Origin of the sequence: Alistipes sp. 56_sp_Nov_56_25 (assembly GCF_001915285.1) — a bacterium.
Classification (GTDB): Bacteria; Bacteroidota; Bacteroidia; order Bacteroidales; family Rikenellaceae; genus Alistipes; species Alistipes shahii.
The window spans coordinates 94,865-119,023 of record NZ_MNQF01000061.1; the positions used below are offsets into that span (position 1 = coordinate 94,865).

At 55.8% G+C, this 24,159-nt stretch carries 14 protein-coding genes and 1 tRNA gene; 8 read left to right on the plus strand and 7 right to left on the minus strand.

Translation table 11 applies throughout. The annotated features are described in order from the left end of the window. Nucleotides 1-5: 5 nt before the first annotated feature. The 3 genes from BHV64_RS09650 (at nt 6) to BHV64_RS09660 (ending at nt 5,646) form a co-directional block, all read left to right on the plus strand. On the plus strand, nt 6-1,913 hold the full coding sequence (locus BHV64_RS09650) for an AMP-dependent synthetase/ligase (protein ID WP_217727627.1): 1,908 nt from the start codon (nt 6-8) through the stop codon (nt 1,911-1,913). A 65-nt stretch (nt 1,914-1,978) separates the two neighbouring features. Next, a tRNA-Gly gene (locus BHV64_RS09655) sits at nt 1,979-2,051 on the plus strand. 400 nt (nt 2,052-2,451) lie between these two features. Beyond that, complete coding sequence (locus BHV64_RS09660; RefSeq protein ID WP_195664705.1) at nt 2,452-5,646, plus strand: UvrD-helicase domain-containing protein; 3,195 nt, start codon at nt 2,452-2,454, stop codon at nt 5,644-5,646. Between the two features lie 53 nt (nt 5,647-5,699). Here BHV64_RS09660 and BHV64_RS09665 read toward each other — a convergent pair whose 3' ends face one another. From BHV64_RS09665 to BHV64_RS09695, 7 genes are all read right to left on the minus strand, one after another. After that, a complete protein-coding gene (locus tag BHV64_RS09665) occupies nt 5,700-6,284 on the minus strand; it encodes a hypothetical protein (protein WP_195664704.1) in 585 nt (194 codons plus the stop codon). 22 nt (nt 6,285-6,306) lie between these two features. Beyond that, on the minus strand, nt 6,307-6,801 hold the full coding sequence (locus tag BHV64_RS09670) for a hypothetical protein (RefSeq protein WP_195664703.1): 495 nt from the start codon (nt 6,799-6,801) through the stop codon (nt 6,307-6,309). 320 nt (nt 6,802-7,121) lie between these two features. Continuing rightward, nucleotides 7,122-8,501, minus strand: coding sequence for a MobV family relaxase (gene mobV, locus BHV64_RS09675; protein ID WP_253011664.1), 1,380 nt, complete (start codon nt 8,499-8,501; stop codon nt 7,122-7,124). A gap of 371 nt (nt 8,502-8,872) precedes the next feature. Next, a complete protein-coding gene (locus BHV64_RS09680) occupies nt 8,873-10,096 on the minus strand; it encodes a site-specific integrase (RefSeq protein WP_278735545.1) in 1,224 nt (407 codons plus the stop codon). Nucleotides 10,097-10,547: 451 nt separating this feature from the next. Next, entirely contained in the window at nt 10,548-11,483 is a 936-nt protein-coding gene (locus BHV64_RS09685; RefSeq protein WP_022061976.1) for a DUF4886 domain-containing protein, read from the minus strand. Between the two features lie 15 nt (nt 11,484-11,498). Continuing rightward, nucleotides 11,499-14,036, minus strand: a complete 2,538-nt coding sequence (locus BHV64_RS09690) for a beta-mannosidase (RefSeq protein ID WP_217727628.1) — start codon at nt 14,034-14,036, stop codon at nt 11,499-11,501. Between the two features lie 45 nt (nt 14,037-14,081). Further along, nucleotides 14,082-14,945, minus strand: coding sequence for an AraC family transcriptional regulator (locus BHV64_RS09695; protein WP_015546132.1), 864 nt, complete (start codon nt 14,943-14,945; stop codon nt 14,082-14,084). 157 nt (nt 14,946-15,102) lie between these two features. Between BHV64_RS09695 and BHV64_RS09700 the strand changes: the two genes are divergently transcribed. From BHV64_RS09700 to BHV64_RS09720, 5 genes are all read left to right on the plus strand, one after another. Continuing rightward, a complete protein-coding gene (locus tag BHV64_RS09700; RefSeq protein ID WP_288115809.1) occupies nt 15,103-16,683 on the plus strand; it encodes a sodium:solute symporter in 1,581 nt (526 codons plus the stop codon). A gap of 1 nt (nt 16,684) precedes the next feature. Then, a complete protein-coding gene (locus tag BHV64_RS09705) occupies nt 16,685-17,713 on the plus strand; it encodes a glycosidase (protein ID WP_195285083.1) in 1,029 nt (342 codons plus the stop codon). Between the two features lie 148 nt (nt 17,714-17,861). Further along, nucleotides 17,862-20,963: a SusC/RagA family TonB-linked outer membrane protein gene (locus tag BHV64_RS09710; RefSeq protein ID WP_288115810.1), complete on the plus strand. Its 3,102-nt coding sequence runs from the start codon at nt 17,862-17,864 to the stop codon at nt 20,961-20,963. 12 nt (nt 20,964-20,975) lie between these two features. After that, entirely contained in the window at nt 20,976-22,493 is a 1,518-nt protein-coding gene (locus BHV64_RS09715; protein ID WP_195636635.1) for a RagB/SusD family nutrient uptake outer membrane protein, read from the plus strand. Between the two features lie 22 nt (nt 22,494-22,515). Continuing rightward, nucleotides 22,516-24,123 carry a hypothetical protein gene (locus tag BHV64_RS09720; RefSeq protein WP_015546135.1) on the plus strand — a complete coding sequence of 536 codons (1,608 nt, stop codon included), beginning with the start codon at nt 22,516-22,518 and terminating at the stop codon, nt 24,121-24,123. The last annotated feature ends 36 nt before the right edge of the window (nt 24,124-24,159 follow it).

Genomic DNA, 24,159 nt, shown 5'->3' on the forward strand with positions numbered 1-24,159 from the left:
GAACCATGAAAAAGACCATCATCGACCTCTTCGAGGCCTCCGTGCGGAAATACGGGGCCAAGACCTTCCTGCTCGAAAAACGCCATCACAAATTCGAGCCTACGACCTATGCCGAGACCCGCGAGCAGGCGCTCGAAGCCGGAGCCGGACTCGCCGCGCTCGGCATCCGCCCCGGAGACAAGGTGGCGATACTGGCCGAAGGCAGCAACGCATGGATCATTTCCGAACTGGGGCTGTTCTACGCCGGGGCGGTCAGCGTGCCCCTGTCGGTGAAACTCGAAGAGTCGAACGACCTCCTCTTCCGCATGCGGCACGCCGAGGTCAAGGCCGTTTTCGTGTCGAAACACCAGCTGCCCAAGATCCGCCGCATCCGCGCCGGACTGCCGCAGCTGGAGCAGGTGATCGTCCTCGGACACATTCCGCTGGAATCCGGGGAGACGGCCTACGGGACGCTCAAGCGTCTGGGCCGCGAATACCTCGCCAAGAACAAGGAGAAGTTCATGGAGATCGGGCAGGCGATCCGGAATGACGATTACGCCACGATCACCTACACCTCGGGCACGACGTCAGACCCCAAAGGCGTGATCCTGACCCACCGCAACTACACGGCCAACGTCGAGCAGGCGTTGTCGCGGGTCGACATTCCGCCGCATTTCCGCACGCTGATCATCCTGCCGCTCGACCACTGTTTCGCCCACGTCGTGGGTTTCTACATCATGATCGCCTGCGGAGCCTCGGTGGCCACGGTGCAGATCGGAGCGACGCCGATGGAGACGCTCAAGAACATCCCGCAGAACATCCGCGAGGTGCAGCCGCACTTCCTGCTGTCGGTCCCGGCGCTGGCCAAGAACTTCCGGAAAAACATCGAAAGCTCCATACGGGCCAAGGGGAGATTCACCGAGGCGCTTTTCAACCTCGCACTCCGCACGGCATACGCATACAACAGCGACGGGTACGGCAGGGGCAGCGGATGGCGCATCGTGCTGGCCCCCGTCGTCGGGATTTTCGACGCGCTGCTGTTCCGCAAGGTGCGGCAGGCGTTCGGAGGCCATCTCGAATTCTTCGTCGGAGGCGGTGCGCTGCTCGACGCGGAGTTGCAGCGGTTTTTCTACGCCATCGGAATCCCGATGTTCCAGGGATACGGACTTTCGGAGGCGACGCCCGTGATTTCGACCAACTCGCCCAAACATCACTGGCACCGGTTCGGATCGTCGGGCAAGATACTCATTCCGCTGGACCTGAAGATCCTCGACGAGGAGGGTCGCGAGGTTCCCCGCGGGCAGAAGGGCGAAATCGTCGTCCACGGCGAGAACGTCATGGCCGGCTACTGGAAGAATCCCGGGGCCACGGCCGAAACCGTGCGCGACGGGTGGCTCCACACGGGCGACATGGGTTACGTCTCGGAGGATGATTTCCTCTATGTGCTGGGACGTTTCAAGAGCCTGCTGATCGCTTCGGACGGCGAAAAATACAGCCCCGAAGGAATGGAGGAGGCGATCGTGGACAAGTCGCCCTACATCGACCAGATCATCGTGCACAACAACCAAAGCCCGTTTACGGGGGCGATCGTGGTTCCCAACCGCGAGGCGCTGCGCCGCGAGCTGGAGGCCCGCAGGACGCCCGAAGCGGAGCGCGCAAACGTCGCAGCGGAGATTCTCGGCGCCGAGATCGACCGTTACCGCGCCGGAGGAACCTATGCCGGGGAGTTTCCGGAACGGTGGCTGCCTGCGGGACTGGCCATTGTCGACGAGGCTTTCACGGAGCAGAACGGATTGGTGAACAGCACGATGAAGGTCGTGCGCGGGAAGGTCGAGGAGCATTTCCGAAACCGGCTCGACTACCTCTATTCGGCCGAGGGCCGCAGCCTGAAAAACCCCGAAAACCTCGCGTCGCTGAAAAAAATCGTGGGGTAGGCGCATTTTTCAGCCGCCGAAAACTTGACAAATAAAAAAAACGGAGTAACTTTGTACTCCGTAATGCGGAAATAGCTCAGTCGGTAGAGCATCAGCTTCCCAAGCTGAGGGTCGCGGGTTCGAATCCCGTTTTCCGCTCGGAAACAGACGATTAAATCCTTGCAATAAGCTAATCAGCGAGTTGTGAGGATTTTTCGTTTGTGGCGGTTAACGATCTGTTAACCGATCTTCTGCGCTGCATTGCGCGCTATTTCATCTTGAAAAAGAACCCGATACAAAGATAAGTATTTTTATCTTATTTGCATATTGTATTCTTTTATGAGATTTTTATTTGAAGTATATCGTTATATATTCCTAAAACAAAATAACCAAGCGATATTTAGAACCGTTATAATAACTATCTTTGTAAGACAAACGGTTTTTGAAAATAATGGGAATAGTAACCTTTTTGAGAAATATTGGACAACTTCAAAAGAGCAACAATCCGGCTCCGATAAACTCGAATCCGGGAAATTATCCCGTGGAATATGTCAGAACCATGTCTTTTAATAAGGCATTCAAGGATTTGCTATCCCAAGATCAATTCATAGCCCGAAGCGACTATAAAGACCTCGTCGAACAATACCGTGATTTATCGCAATTCTATGCTACGCTTGTTCAGTCGAACATATTGAACGAGTATGCTGCCAAACATAATCTCGATATTGAAGCCATAAACTATTTCCGGGCGAAATTCGATGAAATGGTTGACCTTGCAACGGAATCTCCGACTATCCGAAAACACAACGACGCCTATATCTCGCACCACATCGAATCGGAGAAACCCTATCTCGATAACATCCTCAAAGCATGCGATCCGGCCATATCGCTCGACCGGGAACAGCGCGAAGTGGTGCTTTCAGAGGAAGATCATACGCTGGTAATTGCCGGAGCCGGAGCCGGCAAAACCACAACGGTAGCAGCCAAAGTGCGTTATCTCGTAGAAAAGCGAGGCATTGATCCATCTCAAATTTTGGTGATCTCCTTTACAAACAAGGCCGTAGAGGAGCTCCGAGGACGCATAAATGGCAATTTGGGAATACCTTGCCCCATCAGTACGTTTCACTCCATCGGCTATACGATTTTGCGTCGAGGTGAAGAGGAACGCAAAAAGATTGTGGAGGGCGGATATATGTACACGGTGATCAATAATTATCTGAAATCGTCCGTGCTGCGTAATCCGGAGGTCGTAGACAAATTGATTCTATTCTTCGGTTCCTATTTTACCGCACCCTATGAAGGTGAAAAACTCAACGAATATTTTCAGTTCGTCGCCAAAGCGGACTGTTCGACCCTGAAAGGCAATCTGCACGAATACGTTCAACGAATCGTCGATCGCAAGACCTTGAAAACGCAGACATTGAACAATGAAATACTGCGGTCGATGGAAGAGGTGCGTATCGCCAACTTCCTATATATGTATCAGATAGAATACGAATACGAGCCGATATACCAGTATCCTATTCTCGATGCGAATAAACCCTATACGCCCGACTTCCGCATAAAACAAGGCGATAAGGTTTCGTATATCGAACATTTCGGGATAACCGAAGATCACAGAAGTGATCGTTATACGCAAGAGGAGTTGGAGAAGTATGTTTCTCGAATCGACGACAAAAAGCAGGTGCACGCGAAGCACAAGACCGATTTGATATATACCTACTCGCAATATGCCGACGGTCGGGATTATCTGCTCCATCTGCGCGAACAGCTTATTGCGCGCGGTTATGAACTGAACAAACGCTCGACGGCGGAAGTCTATAAAAAGCTGATCGAAACGGAGGAGAACAAATACATTACACGGCTGACCTTTTTGATCTGCACCTTTATCAACAACTTCAAGACGCAGGGCTACGGATTGGAGAAATTCGCAGAGTTCAAGGCTGCGAATAAGAATGTCCGCACCAAATTGTTTCTCGACATCTGTAAGGTATGCTTTTATGAATACCAAAAGGTATTGGAGGAGCAACATTGCATCGACTTCCAAGACATGATAAACGAGTCTGCCGAGTTGATACGCCAAAAACGTGTCGGCAAGGAGCAGCTCGATTACAGATATATCATCGTAGACGAGTATCAGGATATTTCACGTCAGCGTTACAATCTTATCAAAGAATTGTCGCAGTTGTGCAATGCCAAAATCATGGCAGTAGGTGACGACTGGCAGTCGATCTATGCTTTCAGCGGCTCAATTCTACCGCTGTTCACCCGATTTTGCGAAGCCGTCGGTTATGGGCAGGAGTTGAAAATCACACGCACCTACCGCAATGCACAGGAGATAATCGACATTGCCGGAACATTCGTACAGAAAAATTCGGCGCAAATCAAAAAGGAGCTTGTCTCTCCGAAGCGAATCATCAATCCGGTTATCATTTACCCGTATGTCGAAACTTTCGATAAAGGAAAAGAGCGGCCGGAAGGCGGCAAATACCATTATCTGGGAATCGCTGTAAACAAAGCTATCGAAGAAATATTGGAGTATAATACGGCCGAAAGAAAATCCCGAATCGCATCCATCCTGTTGATTGGTCGCTATGGGTTCGACGCGAGGAATCTCTGCTATTCCAAACAATTCAACTACGACGAGAAAACGGGGAAGGTTTATTCGGTAAAATACGGGAACAAAATCAAGCTCCAATTTCTGACGGCCCATAGTTCGAAAGGGTTGAGTGCCGATAACGTGATTATCATTAATGCAAAGGATGAAATCTACGGCTTTCCGTCGAAAGTAGACGACGATCCGGTGCTGCACTTGGTCGTATCGAACGATACTTCATATAACTATGCCGAAGAGAGGCGGTTGTTCTATGTGGCACTTACCCGAACCAAAAACCGAGTATTTATCGTTACTCCCGAAAAACGCCCCTCGGAGTTTATCAAGGAGCTGTTGAGCGATCCGAAAAGCTATCCCAACGTTACGCTGCAAGGAGAGTTGAAAACCGACCTCTCCATCTCGAACATCGTGAAAGATCGTTGCCCAATCTGCGGCTATCCGATGCAACTGCGATGGAATAAGAATTATGGGTTGAGACTATGGATTTGCACCAACGATCAAGAAATATGCGGATTTATGACTAATGACAAGCGCGGTGGCGAACTTTCCATTCAGAAATGCGATTGGTGCAAAGACGGATATTTGATTGTCAAGGGTGGTCGCAGCGGGCCGATTTTAGGTTGTACAAATTATAAATCGGACAAATCGGGATGCGGCCGACTGCTCAGTCAGGAACATTATCGTGTATGGAGAAAGGACAACTTCGGCATGGAAGATCCATCCAAGGATAAGCCGGCCTATTTTCATGCACCCGAATCTTCCGCAGGGAACCCGCAAGCTCCTGAGATGATTTCGGCAAAGGCAAATCCTGCGACGAAGAAAAAGGCTGAAATTTACACGATCGGCTATTCGGAACGGATGATTGAGAAAGACGGATTCAAAGTGATTGTAGATGCGAATGGCGATATACTTACCGACATGCAACTGCTCGCCAAGTTGCGAACTCTAAGGCAAACAATCGCACAAGAAAACGGAGTGGTAGCTTCTCGCATCCTGTACGATTCAGTATTGGTATTATTGGCGACGGACAGACCGCTATCCCGCGAAGAGTTTATCGATATAAAAGGAATTACCATAAGTACCTACATGAGGATCGGAGAACGGTTCATTGCCGAAATCAAAAAACATGTCGAATCCTAATTACAGAAAAAGCGATGCGTGTAACGCATCGCTTTTTCTGCATGAATAAAATGCTACAAATCATCCATTGCCGCAGAACGAACCGTATCCGTATTTATTTTATCGTAATATTTGAGTAAAACGAAATACTGCCCGAAGTCTCCTTTCTGCAAAGATAATTGGATGTCGCCTTTCGTCGTCTCAAAGGTTGTGTACCAAGTGCAGCGATCCATCATCAGTTCATGCAATTTTTCATTGTTCGTATTCGGGTTGGTTCTCCCTTGAAACTGCTCCACAACCTCAGTCGGTTCGCCGTATTTTTGAGTTAACATGGATTTAAGATGGTCATAATCTCTTTCCAGCGAGCTCCAATCATCGTGCGAGGAAAAAATTACACCGATTGTGCTGACTACATTTACAGCTTTCAGTGTGGAAACGCCTACCGTACAACTCTTGAAGCCCGCGAAATCGCCTTGCAAGATAGCCGTACCATTCTGTGTCCCAAGATACGAGAATCCGGCGGCTTTCATTTTCGATACATATTCATTGAGAGTTCCGTCGATAGGTACTCCTTTGAAAGATAGATGCTCCGATTTGTCTTGCGCCAATGAAATAAGAATTGTGTTTACAAAAAGCAATGAAAAGATTAACCGTTTCATAATAAGATTGTTTGAGTTGTTTTTATTTTGCGAATAAACCATCCAAGGCGCGCTTTATCGCTTGACGAATATCGTCCGCTTCGGTCGAACCCTGCCCCTCTGCGGTGCAGGAGCAGAACATTTCGTGCGTATACGCCGATATGAATTGGATCGTTACCTCTATTGTGTAGCCTAATCCACGGTTTCGCCTGCCACTTTCGCCATAGTTTACAATTAACGTCTCTTTTGCTAATTCGGGATTCAGTTCAGGCAGTATTACATATCCTTTTTGAATCAGTATTCCTGCAATGACATCGCTGGGGTTGACGCTTTTGGTCGTCGATGATCCGTAGATTCCATACTGTCCTCCGTAGGTGCTTCCCGTACTGGACGTTAATTCCTTAGTTGGTGAAATGTAGGCATATTTGAACTTTTCAATCGGAGAATTTTTTACAACTACCGGAGCTCTTAGTGGGGCACAAGCATTCATCAGTAGGATGATACAAATCGCCAAAGTCAATCTTTTAAGAGTATTCATATACAATCTGTTTTTGTTCTCCAGCTGCCACAAGAACCTTTATAAAACACGGAAGCGTGGAACTGCAATGCCACGTTCTAAGTCGGAGGTCGTAGGAATAACCTTTATTCAGAGATATGGTAATAGCAGCCCACGCTATACGCGTGAGAACCATTACGCCTTTCTCTCTGAATAGTCTTGAATTTCCTACGTTCCCGACTTCGAGATAAGCATAACGCTTCTTTTCACATGTCTGGAAAGAGTTGCCTCTATCCAAATACAAAAGTAATTAAAAAACAGAATAATTCATTATTCCATTTGCGATTTTCTGAAACAAGGTTTCAAAATCTCGGCCCTTTGTATTTTTGTTGCCTCTGTACGGATTGGCAAAAGGCGTTTCGCATTTTCTCGAACTTCTCCCTACACCACTCCTTAAAGGGTACTTTGTCGATATTGAGTTGTAGTTTCCTTTTGTCAGTGGGGTCGGGAGTGATTCGCACTGCCACCCGTTCGACCGTAAACTTGCAGTTGTGTCCTTCGGAGTCGAGTTCTCCGCTGTATTCAAGCAGTTTGCCTTTGAGAAGCGTCGCAGTTTGCTCGTCATCGAAACCAGCGGTTCGGCAAACGTTCTCCATGCGGATCATTTCACGGAAATAGGGAAACCATTTGACAGCTTTTGAGAGAGCTGTTTTCATCAGCGACATTTCTTTTTCGTGCTGCTTCGTTAGATTCACCACCTCGACAGCGTGCCGTGCCTGCATTGTCATCAGTTCTCGGCTGTGGTCGCTCTGCATGACCTGTATTCGGGTTTGTAGGACTTCGATGGTTTCTTCATACGAGGCTGCCTCCCGATGCAGAGCGATATTATCCCTTTCCAACGCCTTGACCCTGTTGCTGCCGAACATCGCACCGATACTTTCGGCGATATTGGTTGCGGCGGAGGTTGCAGCTCCTTTCAGCCGTTCGGTCTGTACTTCCTTTTTCACACGGTTCAGTTCCTCCCGTGTCGTCGCTTTCTGTTTCTGCAATTCCTTTATGTCGGCTTTCAGAATATCCGTCATTACTTTCACTTCGCGGTAAAACTGCTGGGTGGAAATATGTTTTGCTTCCGATCCGTCGATGCCGCGTCGCAGTCCGTATTTAGCCATCGCTTCGGCATAGGTAGTCTGGTAGGCTTTGAGTTTGTCCCGTGCCATCATATCGTCGGCGCATAAGCGCGGACGATCCTTTTTGGTGCGGTATGTCCGCTTCCCGCCCGCCGTGTTCCTCTCCCGTTCCAGCTTTGCTTTCCGGCGTTCGCCCCGGACAATGGGCACGACGGTCGCGTGAATATGTGGCGTCTTCTCGTCCAGATGCAGAACGGCCGACACGACGTTTTCCTTTCCGAAGGTCTTTTGTAGCCAGCCGCAGGAATCCTTCGCCCAAGCATCCAGCTGCCCGGCCAGCCGAATACGCTTCATATCTTCGGGGCTTCCGGAGAGCATGACGCGCAACGCCCTCACTTGGTTCTTTCCGATCTTGCGCTCCAGTCCTGCATTGTCCAGTCGGTGCTGGATCGCTTCCGTACGGTTGGTAACGCCTTTGGGGAACTCTACTAATTCTTCGTTCAGGTAGGTAAGTGTCGTTATGACGTTGGCGGGTGTTATTCTCCGCTCGACGTGTCCCGACATGGCGGCGTCCGTTCCGGCCGCCTTTTCGATGTGCAATACGACATAGCCCATAGTGGTAGTAGTTTTTGGTGGTTGATAGTTTGGTAGTAGTTGCCGCCGCCGGGGTGTGCAGAGGGGCGACAGCCCCTTTGCCTTATTGGGGCATTTTCAGCGTTGCGAAGCAAGGCGGAAAGAAAATGCCCTAATAAGCTATGCCTTTTGTAAAAAGGCGCGGGCGCGGAGCGGCCGATCTGTGGGCGACGGTACCGGCGACTTATCCGTCCGCAAACTCCGGGAGCATTACGACCGACCGATATTCGGCGGCAGGATGAACGGTGAAAAGAGCGATGACGCCCGGCTGCCCACTGCCCCTTTGCGCCCGGAGAGATCCCGTCTAATCTCGCAGGGCGCATCGGGGCGGTAGGGCAGTTCTACTCCCCGTTTCATTGGGCAAGGCTGTATTTGTCGGCGTAGATGCCGGCCATTTCGTCGAAACCTTTGGCCAGCATATCGTCCGTTACCTTGGCGTAAATCTGGGTGGTCTTGATATTCGTGTGTCCCAGCATCCGACTGACAACCTCAATGCGGATACCTTGCGCCAGCGCATTGGTCGTGGCGAACGTATGCCGCGCCATATGGAACGTGATTACTTTGTCGATCCCGACCTCTGCTGCTATTTTCTTCAATACTCGGTTGCAATAGGCGATGTCGGGAATGGGCAATACGAGATTCGTCCCTGCAACTTCGCGCTTGTAGCGGGCGATGATGCGCTTCGTAATGCCGCACAATTTGATTTTGAACGGCGTGCTCGTCTTTTGCCGCTTCTTAACAATCCATAAATCCCCGTCGAATGAGCGTTGAATCATCTCCTGCGTTAACCCCTTGACGTCGGCATGAGCCATTCCCGTAAAACAGGAAAAGACGAACATATCGCGCACCTTGCCATAACCGTCGAACGTGAATTTGTGGTTCATCAACGCCTGCAACTCGGATTCGATCAGATAACCTCGCTCTTTGGTCGTTTTCTTCGGATGATAGTCGGCAAAGGGATTCCGGGCGATAACGCCGGCGTTGTGGGCTTTCGTCACGATCATTTTCAGCGGCTTTGTGTAGATGCAGACGCACGACGGGGTAAGCCCTTTCTCACTCCGCAGATAAAGGTCATAGTCGGTAATGAAAGTTTCGGTCAACTCTTTCAGCGGAATATCCTCCCGATGCAGTTTCTCGGAAAGGAACTCGGCTAACCGTTTACGCACGTTGTCGTATTTGCGGTAAGTGGACTGTGCCCGGTCTACGCCGACGTGCTGTTTGAAATCGCGGTTGAACTTGTCGAGAGCTTCCAATAGAGTTTCGTACTCCTCGCCCATACCGAGGTAAGCGGACTTCACCCGTTCGGCCGTGACATAGGCATCGCGATCGGAGATACGCTGGTAGTAGTGGAGCAACTTGGCCTTTATGCGGTCTAACTCAACATTGATCCGCTTGGCCTCGATACTCTTCCCGGCAGCCTTGTTCGCCGCGGAATCCCAAAGCGGGAGTGGGATGGTCAGACGCGACGATACGAAGGTGCTTTTGCCGTTGACTGTGAGCCGGACATAAATCGGAACGCAACCATCTTTTGCGCGTTGTTTGTTGACGTAAAACAGAATCCGAAAGGTACTTCTCATAACACATAACTTTAAGGGTTGCAAAATTAATTCGTCATGAGTCCCTTGTCAAGATGTAGAGTTGTGCAATACACAGCATAATAACCAATTGCGCAAAAACAAGCAGACAAAACAGCAGAGTAGTCGGTTAACAACTCCGGTTAACGATCTGTTAACTCAACTCCTGCGTTTTGTTGCTTCGGACCGCTTGATCGTCGAAATACAAAATATGGCAGCAATAAGCATATCGAACTATCCGACAATTAATTAACCTCAATCTGCACTCTATCGCTCAGTTAATCCCGTTTTCCGCTCAAAGAGGTCCTTGCAGACCTCTTTTTTCGTTGGTGGCGGTAGGGAGGGGGGGGGCAGGGCGAGCTTCGAACCCACATCCGGCAGATAACAGAAATGCTCCGGCGAATGGCAGGATACCTATATCTGCATGGCGGAATGCCCCGACCACCCCCGACCGCTACCGGACTGCCGTCCCGCCCTCGCCGGCGACAGGTTCCGTCCAAACGGAGAACCGCCGGATGCAGGCTCTGCGGGCCGCCTCCTGACAGGCTTCGGCCTCCTGCGGCGTCAGCTCGTGAGGGGTTCCCGCCAGACGGCAGCCGTTCCCGGCGACGTTCGTCCCGAAGGCCGGGGCCACGAGCGTCTGGAACCATGCGCAGGCCGCAGTGTAACGTCCGGTCCCGGGATTCAGGTGGTATCCGTCGCGCGTCAGGTCCAGCGAGTCGCACAGCGCCGTGTTGCGCAGGTCCTGAATCGCCGTGCCCGACGGGACGACCACTTCGACGGAGGTCTCCCGCATGAGTTGTTCGACCGAAGAGACGATTCCCCGGTACATCAGTTGCTGGTTCTTCTCGTATCGTCCGAAATCCCGGTGCTGCGAATTGCGGGCATAGGCCCATGTCTGTTGCCAGGCGATGCAGGCTCCGGCATTGGGGCAACACCATCGCACGATCTCGACCAGCCGGCCGAACCAGGGCTGATAGGTCGGATAGATGCCCGATTTGCCCGACGCCTGTTGCAGTACCACGACGTCCCACCGTTCGTCGGCGATTCCGTCCAACAGGGTCGCTTTCTTCGAAACGGTCTCCCAGCGGTTGGACGTCGACTTGTAATAGATATACGCAGGGGCGTTGCCGGCATATTCCCGGCAATGGCGTTCGAGCGAACACCCGGCTATGTAGAGACGCCCCAGCACGACGTTCCGGATGCCGGCAGCCTCCAGCAGCTCGGGCAGATACATCATGCCGTCGTCGGTGAAGCTGTTGCCGATGCCGAGGATGCGCAGCGTATCGGGCTGCTGCGGGATGGGGTAGTTGGGGAACTTTTGGGCGAACAGGCTGACGCAGACGAGCGACAGTCCTACGGTCAGCAAAAGGCGCAATGTGCGTTTCATAATCGTATGGTCGGTTTATCGGGTTTGTTGCAGATGGGTGATGCGCAGCAGCCGGTCGAATTCGGACCGGGACAGCGTCGTTGCGACCCGCACCGTTTTGCTGACGCCCGGTACGAGGTCGAAATAGTTGTCCTCGAAATGTTCGTTGCCGTCGAGAGCGAGCCAGACGGCGCGGACGAAACGGTCGCTCGAGAGCGTAATTTCATAACCGTCCGCCGCAGGTCCGACGCTCCATCGGATGTCGGCTTCGGGCAGCTCAAGCTCTTTTTGAGAGACGAAATATCCGATGTTGGCGTAGCGGCGTCCGTCGGTCGTGAATTCCGCGACGACGATCGCCCGATTGCGGGCGCAACCGTGCAAGAGTCCGGAAATGTCGGCCGAATAGACGTTCCGACTGGCATTGGGTGCGACGGTTAGGCTGCGGGTGTTTTCCGAGAGGAGGGCGCCGTCCATGTCCATGACCGTTATCCGGAGTTTGCCCCGGACCGTTTTGCGGCGGTCCGACACAAGGCGGACATTCAGCGTGTTTCCCTCGGCAAGGGGCGATACGAGGATGTCGTCGAAGGCCGGGCGGGCGAAATAATGTTGCGCCTTCCAGCGGCCGTACCAGTCGCGGCTGGCCCACGAAGCCACGGGCCAGCAGTCGTTGTGCTGCCAGAAGAGCGATCCCCAGCAGTAGGGTTTGTCGCACCGGTGCGCCTCGATGGCGGTCTTGATGGCGTCGCCCTGCAAAACGTGGCTCATGTAGAGGAACGTGCGGAAATCGCGTGCGGGCCAGTATTCGTCTTCGAGGTATTGGCGGATGCGCATGTTGGCGAAATCGCCGCCGCGCTGGTGGGCCATCATCACCTCCGATTCGATGTCCCAGTCGCGCTCTTCGGGGGCGAAACGCAGGACGGAGGCGTATTCGGGGAACGACTGGAAGCCGTATTCGCTGAAGAAGCGGCTGCGCGTGGCGTTGTAGTCGGCGATCGGTGCGCGGCTGTGCCACACTTTCCAGAAATGCGTATCGCCTTCGCTGTTTTCGCTCGTGCCTTCGTGACGCGACCAGGGCGACGAGGGGTGGTAAGGCGTGCCGGGCGAGCAGGCGGCGACGGCTTCGGGCAGCACTTCGTAGTATTGGCGGCGGAGCTGGTCGCCGATGATCCGGTCCCATTCGGGATGCCCCTGTTTGGCGTACCGGGTGTTCCATCCCCAGCCGAACCACGCTTCGTTGCACTCGTTGTTGCCGCACCATACGGCGATCGAGGGGTGATTGCGCAGACGGCGGATGTTGTCTTCGGCTTCGAGCCGGACGTTTTCGAGCCATGCCCCCTCGGCGGGATAGACGCTGCATGCGAACATGAAATCCTGCCATACGAGGATACCCCGTTCATCGCACAGTTCGTAGAAAACATCGTCTTCATAGACACCTCCGCCCCAGACGCGCAGCATGTTCATGTTCACGGCCGCGGCGTCGTCGATCGTCTTCTCGTAGACGGCGCGCGTGACGCGCGGCAGGAAGACGTCGCAGGGGATGTAGTTGGCTCCTTTGGCGAAGAGCGGCTCGCCGTTGAGTTCGAAGTAGAAGGTCGTGCCGTCGGCGACCTTGTCGCGCACGAGGCGCAGCGAGCGCAGCCCGATGCGGGTGGTCCGGCTGTCGGAGGCGTCGCCCGCCGCGACCGAAGCCCGGAATTCGTAGAGATGAGGTTCGCCCAGTTCGCGGGTCCACCAGAGTTTCGGAGAGGCAATGTCGAGCGGGACGGTTACCTTGTTGATTCCGGAGCGCAGCGGCGCCGTGACCGAGGCTTCGATGCCTTCGCCGGGGGATGCAACGGTGACTACGGCTTCCGCCAGGTCACGGGCGGAGGCGATTTCCACCTCGACCTCGACCCGGGCGCGCCTGGCCGTAACCTCCTGCTGGCGGTAGAAGACATCGCTGATGCGGGCGCCGCTCCAGCCCTCCAGATAGACCGGACGCCAGATGCCCGAGGTCACCAGGCGCGGACCCCAGTCCCAGCCGTAGTGGTAACCCGCCTTGCGGGCGAAGACGCTGACGCGTTTGTCGAAAAGCCCGCCGTTGGCCGACTGATCGTTGACGGCCTCGTAACGGTAGGGCAGCGAGTCGTATTTGGGCAGGTCGACCTTGATCGGCGAGTGGAAATAGACTTTCAGGGTGTTTTCGCCCGGACGGAGCAGCCGTTTGACCTCCGTGCGCCAGCGGCGGAACATGTTGTCGGCGGCGAGCACCTTCTCGTCGTTGAGGTAGACGTCGGCATAGGTGTCGAGCCCTTCGAAGACCAGTTCGATCCGCTCGCGGACGAGCAGGCCGGCGTCGGCCTCGAAATGCGTTTCGTAGATCCAGTCTTCCTTGTCGACCCACTGTACGCCGCGCTCGTTGAGGCGGAAATAGGGGTCTTCGATGATCCGGTTGGCCATCAGGTCGGTGTGCACCGTGCCGGGGACCGTGGCCGGATACCAGTTGTTGAGCCGCGCCTGACGGAACTGCCAGTCGTCGTGCAGGTGTTGACGGACGGGGGCTGCGGCTGCGGCGAGGGCCATGCAGAGGGACATAGCGGTAAGGATTGGTTTGAAGTTTTTCATAAGATGAAGGGTAGATCAGTATTTGATGAGCATCTGGGAGATGTATTCGCGGTATTCGATCGGGGTCATGTTTTTCTTTTTGGTGAAGATGCGGATGAAATTCGACTTGTTGTTGAAGCCGCAGGCGTAGCAGATCTCCGAGGCGCTGAGCGTCGTGTTGGCAAGCAGCTGGCAGGCCTTGGAGATGCGCATGTTGTTGACGAAGGTGATGTAGGAGATGTTCGTGCGCTTCTTGAAAAAGTGCGAAAAGGCCGATTCCGACATGTTGACCAACCCGGCCACGTCGGTGAGCCGGATGTTCTGGCAGAGGTTTTTCTCGATGTAGTCGCAGACTTTGGCGATGCGGCGCGATTTGGAGGTGTGGACAATGTTCTTCGAGTCGCAGAGATTGCTCATAAGCACCTTGCGGTTGGCCGTGGCCAGCGCGTTGAGAATGTCCAGAAAAGCGGTCGCCGACTGGAATCCCTGCATGCGCGTGAGTTCAAGAATCCGGTCCCGGACGCTCAACTGTTCGGGACCTGTGAACGAAAGCCCCTGCCGGGAGTCGAGCAGCAGTTGCCGGATGGGAAGAAACAGGCGTTTGTTGACGATCGGGAAGTCGATCAGGTCGCCCGAGAACTGAATGGTGATGACGTGGTTGGTTTTCAGGGGCGATTTCCACACGTGCGGCACATAGGGACCGGTCATCACCAGGTCCAGCGGGCCGAAATCCTCGGTGGAATCGCCCACGATGCGCGATCCCCGAGTGTTCATCACCAGATTGATCTCGTATTCCGGATGGCAGTGGATCGGATAGTCGAAATGCGCGTTGGGGTGGTTGAGGATGATGAAAAGGTCCTCGTTCGTGATCGGGGTGATCTCCTGCTGTATCTCTTTCATGTCCGGTAAGGGTTTCAGGTCCGGTACAAAAATAGGAATAATTCAGAAAGCTCCATGAATAATTCAAAAAAGTATACTTGTTTAACCGACTTATACAATCCGGTAAATTTTCGGGTACATATCTTTGCATTAGTAAAAAAATCCTAAAACGACTTACATGAATTCGATTGCGATTAATTTTGTCGACTGCGCGATTATCGTCCTTTACCTTATATTTATAATATGGTGGGGATTGCGCAACGGCAAGAGTTCCGACGCCGGGTCCTATTTTCTGGCCGGCCGCACGATGCCGTGGTGGATCGTGGGTCTGTCGCTTTTCGCCGCGAGCATCTCCAGCACGACGCTCATCGGCCAGTCGGGCGACGCCTACCACACCGGAGTGGCCGTGTTCAACTACAACCTCACAGGTGTCGTGGTGATGGTGTTTTTCGCCACGTTCCTGCTGCCGCTCTACATCCGTTCGGGGATATTCACGATTCCCGAGTTTCTCGAACGACGCTTCGACAAGCGGTCGCGCTACTACTTTTCCGGAATCTGCATCGTGGGCAACATCTTTCTCGATGCGGCCGGGGCGCTGTATGCCGCCGCGCTGATCATCAAGTTGTTGTTCCCGGAGGCGGACTTGCAGCTCATCATCATCATCTTCGCCGTGCTGGCGGCTTCGTACACCATCCCGGGCGGTCTTTCGTCGGCGATCAACGCCGAACTGATCCAGGCGGTGATTCTGATCGTCGGGTCGGTGATCCTGACGGGAGCCTGCTTCGCCAACGGCGGGTTCGACTACCTCGCGTCGCTGTTCGAAAGCGGCGACATGAGCGTCAGACTGATTCGCCCGCTGACCGATACGGCCACGCCCTGGCTGGGGCTGATCGTCGGCATGCCGGTGCTGGGCATCTATTTCTGGGCCAACAACCAGACGCTCGTACAGCGCGTGTTGAGCGCGCGGAGCGTCGACGAGGGCCGCAAAGGGGTGATGTTCGCCGGAGCGCTGACGCTGGCCACCCTGTTCATCATCGTCTTTCCGGGCGTTATCGCCCGCCATCTCTTCCCGGGCATCGAGAAACCCGACATGATCTATCCGACGATGGTGCTGCGCCTGTTGCCCACAGGGTTGCTGGGGATCATGCTTTCGGCGCTGCTCGCCGCGCTGACGTCGACGCTGAGCGCCATTCTGAACTCCACGTCGACGCTCTTCACGATGGATTTCTACGCCAAGATCGACAAGCGGGCCGACGAACGCAAGCTGGTGCGCGTCGGCAAGCTGGCTTCGCTGGTCATCATCGTGATCGCCGCCCTCTGGGCTCCGCAGATCGGACGTTTCGGTTCGCTGCTCAAATATTACCAGGAGATGCTCTCCTACATTGCGCCTCCCGTCGTGGCGGCTTTCCTGACGGGCGTTTTCTCGCGCCGCGCCAACGGGCGGGGAGCCTTTGCGGGGCTGATCGCCGGACTGGTCGTCGCGGCGGCGATGCTCCTCTGGCGCACGGAGATCTTCGGCGGGATGCACTTTCTGCTGATCGTGCCGTTCCTGCTGGTCTTCAGCCTGTCGGTGATCTGGGCCGTAAGCCGTACGGCTCCCGCGCCCCGGCCCGACAAACTGATCGACACGACCTTTTCGGCGGCGGATTTCCGGGCTGAAACCCGCTCGCTCGCGGAGGTTTCCTGGTGGCGCAACTACCGCGTATGGGGCGGGGTGCTGCTGGTTCTGTGTATGCTTATTCTCATAATATTCCGTTGATATGAAACTGAAGAAATACGAAAAAAATCCGATCATCGCTCCCAATCCGGCCAATGCCTGGGAGAATCTCGTAACCTGCAACCCGGGGGTCATCTACGACGACGGCCGGTTTTACATGCTCTACCGCGCCGCCGGCGACGACAAGGAACATGTCATCCGTTTGGGGCTGGCCGTCAGCGAGAACGGCTTCGACTTCCGCCGTGTCGGCGATTCGCCGGTATTCGGTCCCAGCGCGGACGGTCCCGACGGAGGGTGCGTCGAAGATCCGCGCATCGTGAAGTTCGACAACGAGTTTTACATTACCTACGCCTACCGCGCCCATGCCCCCGGGCAGTACTGGACTTTCGCGCACGACGTGGTGCGTCTGCCCCAATGCGGAGCTTATGCGCCGGCCGCCATGACGCAGAACCTGGGAAATACGGGGCTTGCCGTGACGACCGACTTCCGGAATTTCCGCCGGCTGGGGCGGCTTACGTCGCCCGTGCTCGACGATCGGGACGTGATCCTTTTCCCGGAGAAAATCGGCGGGAAGTTCGCCATGATGCACCGTCCCAAACAGTTCGTGGGCGAACGTTACGGGGTGAAATACCCTTCGATCTGGCTGAAGTTCTCCGACGACCTGCTGGCCTGGGAGGACAAGCCCAGCCATCTGCTTATCGCCGGCCGCGAAGGAACCTGGGAGGAGAAGATCGGCGGAAGCACGCCGCCGATCCTGACCGAGGCGGGGTGGCTGACGCTCTACCACGGGGTAGCCGACGGAGGCACGGCCGAATACCGCGTCGGGGCGCTGCTGCTCGACCGGGAGAATCCGCTGCGGGTGCTGGCCCGGACGCCGGAACCGATCCTCGAACCCGAATTTTTCTATGAAACCGAAGGTTTTTACAGCCATTGCGTCTTCCCGACCGGCAATGTGGTCGTCGACGGCGTGCTGTACGTCTATTACGGCGGAGCGGACAAATATGTAGGCGTTGCGACCTGCCGGCTGGAGGAATTATTAAATTATTTGACGGAGAAATGCCGTTGCGAATAGCCCTTTTGCGGTTTGTTTTCATAAAAGTATAATCAATCAGCGATTTTCTAAAACAGTTCTTCCGTAGCAGCATGTTACTTTGCAGTGTCCGGTGCAGTTCCCGGAACCGCCCCGGACCGTATCAATAAACTACTCTAATCTAAAACTTATGAAAATGAAATTTTACCTGATCGTTCTCTCCCTGCTGGCGGTCTGCCTGTGGGGGACGGGAGACGTCCGCGCCCAGTCCGCATCACGGAGCATGACCGTGACGGGCAAGGTCGTGGATCAGAACGGCGCCGCCGTAACGGGCGCGTCGGTTGTCGTCGTCGGCACGACGAAAGGAACCACAACCGGGGCCGACGGAGCCTTTTCATTGACCGGAGTGGCTTCGGACGCCCGCCTTGCCGTCAATTTCATCGGCTATAAAACGCAGACGGTGGAGGTCGGCGGCCGCACCTCTTTCAACATCGTGCTGGTCGAGGAGGCCACGGCCGTGGACGAAGTGGTGGTCGTGGGTTACGGACAGGTCAAGAAGAGCGACCTGACGGGTTCCGTGGCCTCGGTCAAGGCCGAGAAACTCACCGACATCCCGGCCAACTCGATCGACGGGCTGTTGCAGGGCCGCGTGGCCGGCGTGCAGGTGGTCAACTCCTCGCAGGACCCCGGCGCCTCGTCGACGGTCCGCATCCGCGGCAACTCGTCGCTCAACGGTTCGAACGCTCCGCTGGTGGTCATCGACGGATTCCCCTGGGGCGATGCCGGCGACCTGAAACAAATCAACCCGCAGGACATCGTTTCGATGGAGGTGCTCAAGGATGCCTCGGCATCGGCCATCTACGGTTCGCGCGGCGCCAACGGCGTGATCCTCATCACCACGCGCAAGGCGCAGGAGAACGTGACGCGCATCACGCTGCGCCAGCAGACGACCGTTTCGGGATTCAGCTCCGAGCTGAACCTCTGGCGCGATCCCGTGCTGATGGCGATGCTCTCGAACGAAAGCAGCATCAACGCCGGACTGACGCCGACCTACATCGGTGCGACCAATGCCAACGGCGTCTATTATCCCTCGATTGCGGAGTTGCAGACGACCTGGACGACCAACACGCGCTGGGACGACCTGGTCTTCCGCCCGACGCCCGTGTCGAACAACACCACCGTACAGGTGCAGAGCAGCAACGACCGCACGATGTTCCAGGCCAGCGCCAACTACTACCTCGACAACGGCATGTACATCGAGGACACCTACCGCAAATACGGCGGTAATTTCTCGGTCGAGCACAAGCTGCTGGACAACCTGCGCATGAAGGCCAGCGCCAACATCACCAGCAACAAGCGTCACAACAACGGCGGACTGGCCTACTGGCGCAACCCGATCTTCCCGGTCTACGACGACAACGGCGATTACTGGCTGTACGGTGCCCAGGACTATTCGCATCCGCTGGCCCTGACCAATTTGCAGAAGAACGATTCGAAGGGGTTAGACATCATCTCGTTCGCTTCGGTGAACTGGGACGTGCTTCCCTGCCTTAACGTCATGGCGCAGTTCAACTACAAGCACGGCGAACAGATCACCGACAAATATTTCCCGAAGAAGTATTCCGAGACGGGCGTGTTCAACGACGGTTACGGGTCGATCGACAACTGGAAGGACGACAACATCGTTTTCGAGGCTTACGCCACGTTCGATCGGACCTTTGCTGAAAAGCACCGGCTGACGGTGATGGGCGGTTACTCTTACGAGAACTACCAGTCGCGCAGTTCGTCGCTGGCCGCCAAGGGCTTCATCAACGAATCGCTGGGCAACGAGAACCTCGCCGCGGGCGATTCGGAGACCTATTCGATCGGCAACGGCTCCTACAAGACCGAGCTGGTCTCGGCCCTCACGCGTATCAACTACACGTTCGACAACCGGTTCCTCTTCACCTTCACGGCCCGCGCCGACGGTTCTTCGAAATTCGGCTCCAACAACAAGTGGGCCTTCTTCCCCTCGGGGGCGTTCAGCTGGAAGATGCACGAGGAGCGGTTCATCCGGAACCTGAACGTTTTCGACGTGCTGAAGATCCGCGCCTCCTACGGTATTTCGGGCAACCAGGGCATTTCGGCCTACCAGACGCTGAGCCGCTACGGACAGCACAAGTATTTCAACGGAGGCAAGTGGGTGACGGCCATCGGACCCGGCTATCAGTCGGGCACCACGGGGCAGGACGGCATCTATGCGCTTTGGAGCGGCATCCCGAACAAGGGGCTGAAATGGGAGACCACCGCGCAGGTCGACCTCGGACTGGACATGTCGTTCTTCGGCAACCGTCTGAACGTGACTTTCGACTGGTACGACAAGCGCACCTCGGACCTGCTGCGCGAGCGCAACATCGCGCCTTCGTCGGGTTACGACAAGATGTGGGTCAACGACGGCGAGATCCGCAACCGCGGCATCGAACTGACGATCGACGGCGTGGCGTTCCAGAACCGCGACTGGCGCGTGGGCGGCACCTTCGTCTTCTCGCGCAACCGCAACAAGGTGCTCAGCCTCGGAAACGCCGTGCAGACCGGTCTGAAAACCGACCTGCGGACCGGCATGCAGTATGAATATTACGGCAACCAGAGCGAACAGTTCCGCGCCTATACGAATATCCTCGCCGTAGGGCAGCCGATGTACGTCTTTTACGGATACAGGACCGACGGCATCGTGCAGTCGCTGGCCGAGGGCCTGAGCGCCGGTCTTTCGGGCGACGACGCCCAGCCGGGTGAGTTCAAGTATGTGGATATTTACGACGGCGACGGATTGGAGACCGTCGACGAGAACGACATGTGCATCATCGGCGACCCGAATCCCGACTGGATGGCCTCGCTGGGCATCGACGTTTCGTGGCGCCGTTTCGACTTCAGCATCTTCTTCAACGGCGTCTTCGGCAACGACGTGCTGAACACCAAGCGTTTCGACCAGCCGAGCAATATGCCGATGCGCTGGACGACCGACAACCCGACCAATTCCTACCCGCGGCTGAACGCCAACCGCCAGACCAAGCTCTCCGACTGGTGGGTCGAGGACGGTTCGTTCGTGCGCATCCAGACCATGACGCTGGGATATTCGATCCCCTTCTCGAAGAAGGATGCGGCACGCAAGATACGCCTCTACGTCAGTGCCGACAATCTCTACACCTTCACCGGCTTCGAGGGCTACGATCCCGAAGTGGGGATGACGGGTATCTATTCGGGCGGCTATCCGCGCCTGCGCAAATGGACGTTCGGAGCCGACTTCACCTTCTAAACATTGCCAACCATGAAAATCAAACACCTTATACTTGCGTTCGGGGGAGCCTCTCTCCTGGCGGCCTGCAATCTGGACGAGTATCCCTACGGCTTCTACTCCGAGGACAACTTCTACAAGACGGAGGCGGACGCCGAGTCGGCCGTGAACTATATCTACGACGCGATCAATTACATCGAATATTCGCGTTCGATCGTCTTCCTGGGCGACATGAACACCGACGACATGGAGCCGAAAGGCGACGCCGCGGCGGCCAACAAGGAGCTGGACGGATGGAAGATCAACAATTTCAAGACCAACACCACGCTCGGCAATTTCTACAAGTACTCCTACATCACGATCAACCGTGCCAACGCCGTGATCAAGAAGGTGCCGGGAATGAACATCGACGAGGGTCGCAGGAACCGCTTCCTCGGCGAGGCCTATTTCATGCGCGCCTATTCGTATTTCAACCTCGCGCGCAACTTCGGCTGCGTGCCCGTCCACACGACGCCTGTCGAGACGCTCGAAGATACGGCCGTCCCCGCCGCCGAGTCGCTCGACGCCATGTGGAAGCTCGTCATCGAGGACTTCAAGACCGCCGGTACGCTGCTGCCGTTCTTCGCGGCGCCCGAAACGGGCCGTGCGGACCGCGCCGCGGCCTACGGAATGCTGGCCAAGGCTTATCTCTACATCGCATCGGCCAAGGAGCACGGCGTGCCCCAGTACGCCGCCATGTCGCACGACGTGGACGAATACTATGCCGAGGCGGTGAAATACGCCGGGCTGGTGGTCGACAATCCCGAGCAGACGGTCTTCCGTTTCGACGACAACCTGCTCGATATTTACGACGTCGAGCAGCCGACCGGACCCGAGCATATCTTCATCATGTCGATGGACCGCACGGGAGAATCGGAGGGGCAGTATTCGAAGATCTCGAAAATGTACCTGCCCTATGTTTCGGGAGCCACGATCTATCTCAAGCAGGGCGATTCCGACCAGATGGTCCCGACCCACGACGGCTGGGGCGAGTACCGGACCGCGCTGTCGTTCTACGATGCGTTCGCCTCGGGCGACCGCCGTCACGACTGGCTGATCGTCGACAAGGTGTACGACGCCGCGGGCAATGTGGTGGCTTCGACGGCCGACGGCAAACTGAACTACCCGTTCTGCCGCAAATTCATCGACCCGAATTTCTCGGGAGACAAAACCTCCACGCGTCCCTACCTGCTCCGCTATTCGGACGTCGCATTGACCTATGCCGAAGCTGCCGGACCTACGGTCAAGGCGTATGAACTGGTGAACTTCATCCGCAACCGCGCCGGGCTGGGCGATCTGGAGCCGGGGCTGGACAAGGAGACGTTCCGGGAGCGCGTGATGGACGAGCGCCGTTTCGAACTGGCTTTCGAGGGAAACCGCTGCTATGACCTGCGCCGCTGGAACCGCCTGCACACGGACATCGCCGAAGCCAAGGGACAGGGGTTGAGCGCCGAGCAGATGGTGTTCTATCCGATCCCGTCCGTCGAGTCCGACCTGAACCCGAATCTTTAACCTTTTAAGAAAACGCAGAATTATGAACAAGCTGAAATATTTGCTGAGCGCTTTCGTCCTGCTGTGCTTCGCATCCTGCAAGGATGATCCGTGGGAAGATGTCGCCGACGGCGGCTGGAACCACGAGCGGTCGATCATCGACGTCAAGTTCGAGGGTCAGGCCGGAACGCCGACCATCACGGAGACCGATTCCGAAACGGGCGTCATCGAACTGCAACTGGCGTCGGACATGGTCGCGGACATGTCGAAGGTCCGGGTCGAAACGCTGACGCTCTCCTATAAGGCCACGGCCAATGTCGCCTCGGGCGGGACGATCGACTTCACGAAGGGCGATCCGCAGATCGTCGTGACCTCTCCCAACGGCGAATCGCGCACCTATACGCTCGAAATGACCGAGTTCACGGAGACGCTGACCGGGACGTATACGATCAGCAACCTCTGGGTCTACGGAGGCACGGGCGCCGCTTACGACTGTACGAAGCTCTACAAACCCGCCGACAAGTCGTGGTGCTGGAACGGCGAAGGCCGGGGACCCGCCGCCGAGATGGACAACTATCTGGTGTTCACGCTCGGAGAGATCCTCGCCGACGGCAATACGACCGGAACCTGCATGAACTGGGCCGGCGAGGACGCCAAAAACTGGGACTGCGTCTTTGCCGGGGCGTCGAACCCCGACACCGGAAAGCCGGTGGACCTGACGCAGTTCTACCGTCAGATTCCCAAGGGCGAAAGCACCTGGCTGCGCAACTATTCCGACGGGACGATCACCTTCACCGATGCCGACGGGAACAAGACCTCCTGCACGCTCGTGCCGAAGGGCACCTACCAGATGCCCAATGTGCCGCCGATTCCGCTGACGCTCGAATCCGAGGCCTTCAAGTTCAACCTGAAAGGCACGGAGGACTGGAACAACACCTACAACGATTACGGGGTCTTCGCCCGCAATCCGGTGACGTATTACATCGAGATCGTGAAGCAGCCGGCCGGTTTCGAGGTTCCCGAGGCGTCGAAGACGATCGAGGAGCCGGTCGATCCCGAACCGGAACCGGAGCCAGATCCGGAGGAGACCTCGCTCGCCGGAACCTACTCCGTAGGCCGTCTGACGGTCTACGGCGGTTCGGCCGACCCCGCGTTCGTCAACCCGGTGGACAAGAGCTGGGTGTGGGACGATTCGATCGGGAAGGAGTCCGACAACATCCTGGCAATGACCGCCACGGGCACCGACGACGCCGGCCGCGAGACGGGCGAGTGCGAATACCTGCCCGGTGAGGACGGCGGATACTGGAATTACATCCTCAAAGCCGACTATAACAAGGAGGGAACGGGCGCTCTCGACCTGACCAAATATTACGGCCTGCTGCCCCACGGCAAAAGCGCCTACGTATATGACGCCGAAGCCGGAACCGTGGTGTTCACCTCGGGAATCGTCTCCATCACGGCGAAGCTCCTGCGGGAGGGGGATTACAGCTACGGCTCCTCGACGCTCAGCGTTCCCGGAATCGCCTTCGACTTCGCTCTGCCCGGGCAGACGACGCAGGGGGCCTATCCCTGGACCGATTACGACCGGTTCGCCGTCGGGCCGCGCAACTACGTGATGCTCTTCAACAAGCAGGCGGAAGCCGGCGAATGATCCGATAATGTCCGCATGCAGGTCCGGCCTGCATGC

Excerpts from the sequence above, each read along its gene's own strand:
- BHV64_RS09650 (WP_217727627.1), top strand. The coding sequence starts at position 6 with ATGAAAAAGACCATCATCGACCTCTTCGAGGCCTCCGTGCGGAAATAC.
- BHV64_RS09660 (WP_195664705.1), top strand. The coding sequence starts at position 2,452 with ATGTCTTTTAATAAGGCATTCAAGGATTTGCTATCCCAAGATCAATTC.
- BHV64_RS09665 (WP_195664704.1), bottom strand. The coding sequence starts at position 6,284 with ATGAAACGGTTAATCTTTTCATTGCTTTTTGTAAACACAATTCTTATT.
- BHV64_RS09670 (WP_195664703.1), bottom strand. The coding sequence starts at position 6,801 with ATGAATACTCTTAAAAGATTGACTTTGGCGATTTGTATCATCCTACTG.
- mobV (WP_253011664.1), bottom strand. The coding sequence starts at position 8,501 with ATGGGCTATGTCGTATTGCACATCGAAAAGGCGGCCGGAACGGACGCC.
- BHV64_RS09680 (WP_278735545.1), bottom strand. The coding sequence starts at position 10,096 with ATGAGAAGTACCTTTCGGATTCTGTTTTACGTCAACAAACAACGCGCA.
- BHV64_RS09685 (WP_022061976.1), bottom strand. The coding sequence starts at position 11,483 with ATGAAACGCACATTGCGCCTTTTGCTGACCGTAGGACTGTCGCTCGTC.
- BHV64_RS09690 (WP_217727628.1), bottom strand. The coding sequence starts at position 14,036 with ATGTCCCTCTGCATGGCCCTCGCCGCAGCCGCAGCCCCCGTCCGTCAA.
- BHV64_RS09695 (WP_015546132.1), bottom strand. The coding sequence starts at position 14,945 with ATGAAAGAGATACAGCAGGAGATCACCCCGATCACGAACGAGGACCTT.
- BHV64_RS09700 (WP_288115809.1), top strand. The coding sequence starts at position 15,103 with ATGAATTCGATTGCGATTAATTTTGTCGACTGCGCGATTATCGTCCTT.
- BHV64_RS09705 (WP_195285083.1), top strand. The coding sequence starts at position 16,685 with ATGAAACTGAAGAAATACGAAAAAAATCCGATCATCGCTCCCAATCCG.
- BHV64_RS09710 (WP_288115810.1), top strand. The coding sequence starts at position 17,862 with ATGAAAATGAAATTTTACCTGATCGTTCTCTCCCTGCTGGCGGTCTGC.
- BHV64_RS09715 (WP_195636635.1), top strand. The coding sequence starts at position 20,976 with ATGAAAATCAAACACCTTATACTTGCGTTCGGGGGAGCCTCTCTCCTG.
- BHV64_RS09720 (WP_015546135.1), top strand. The coding sequence starts at position 22,516 with ATGAACAAGCTGAAATATTTGCTGAGCGCTTTCGTCCTGCTGTGCTTC.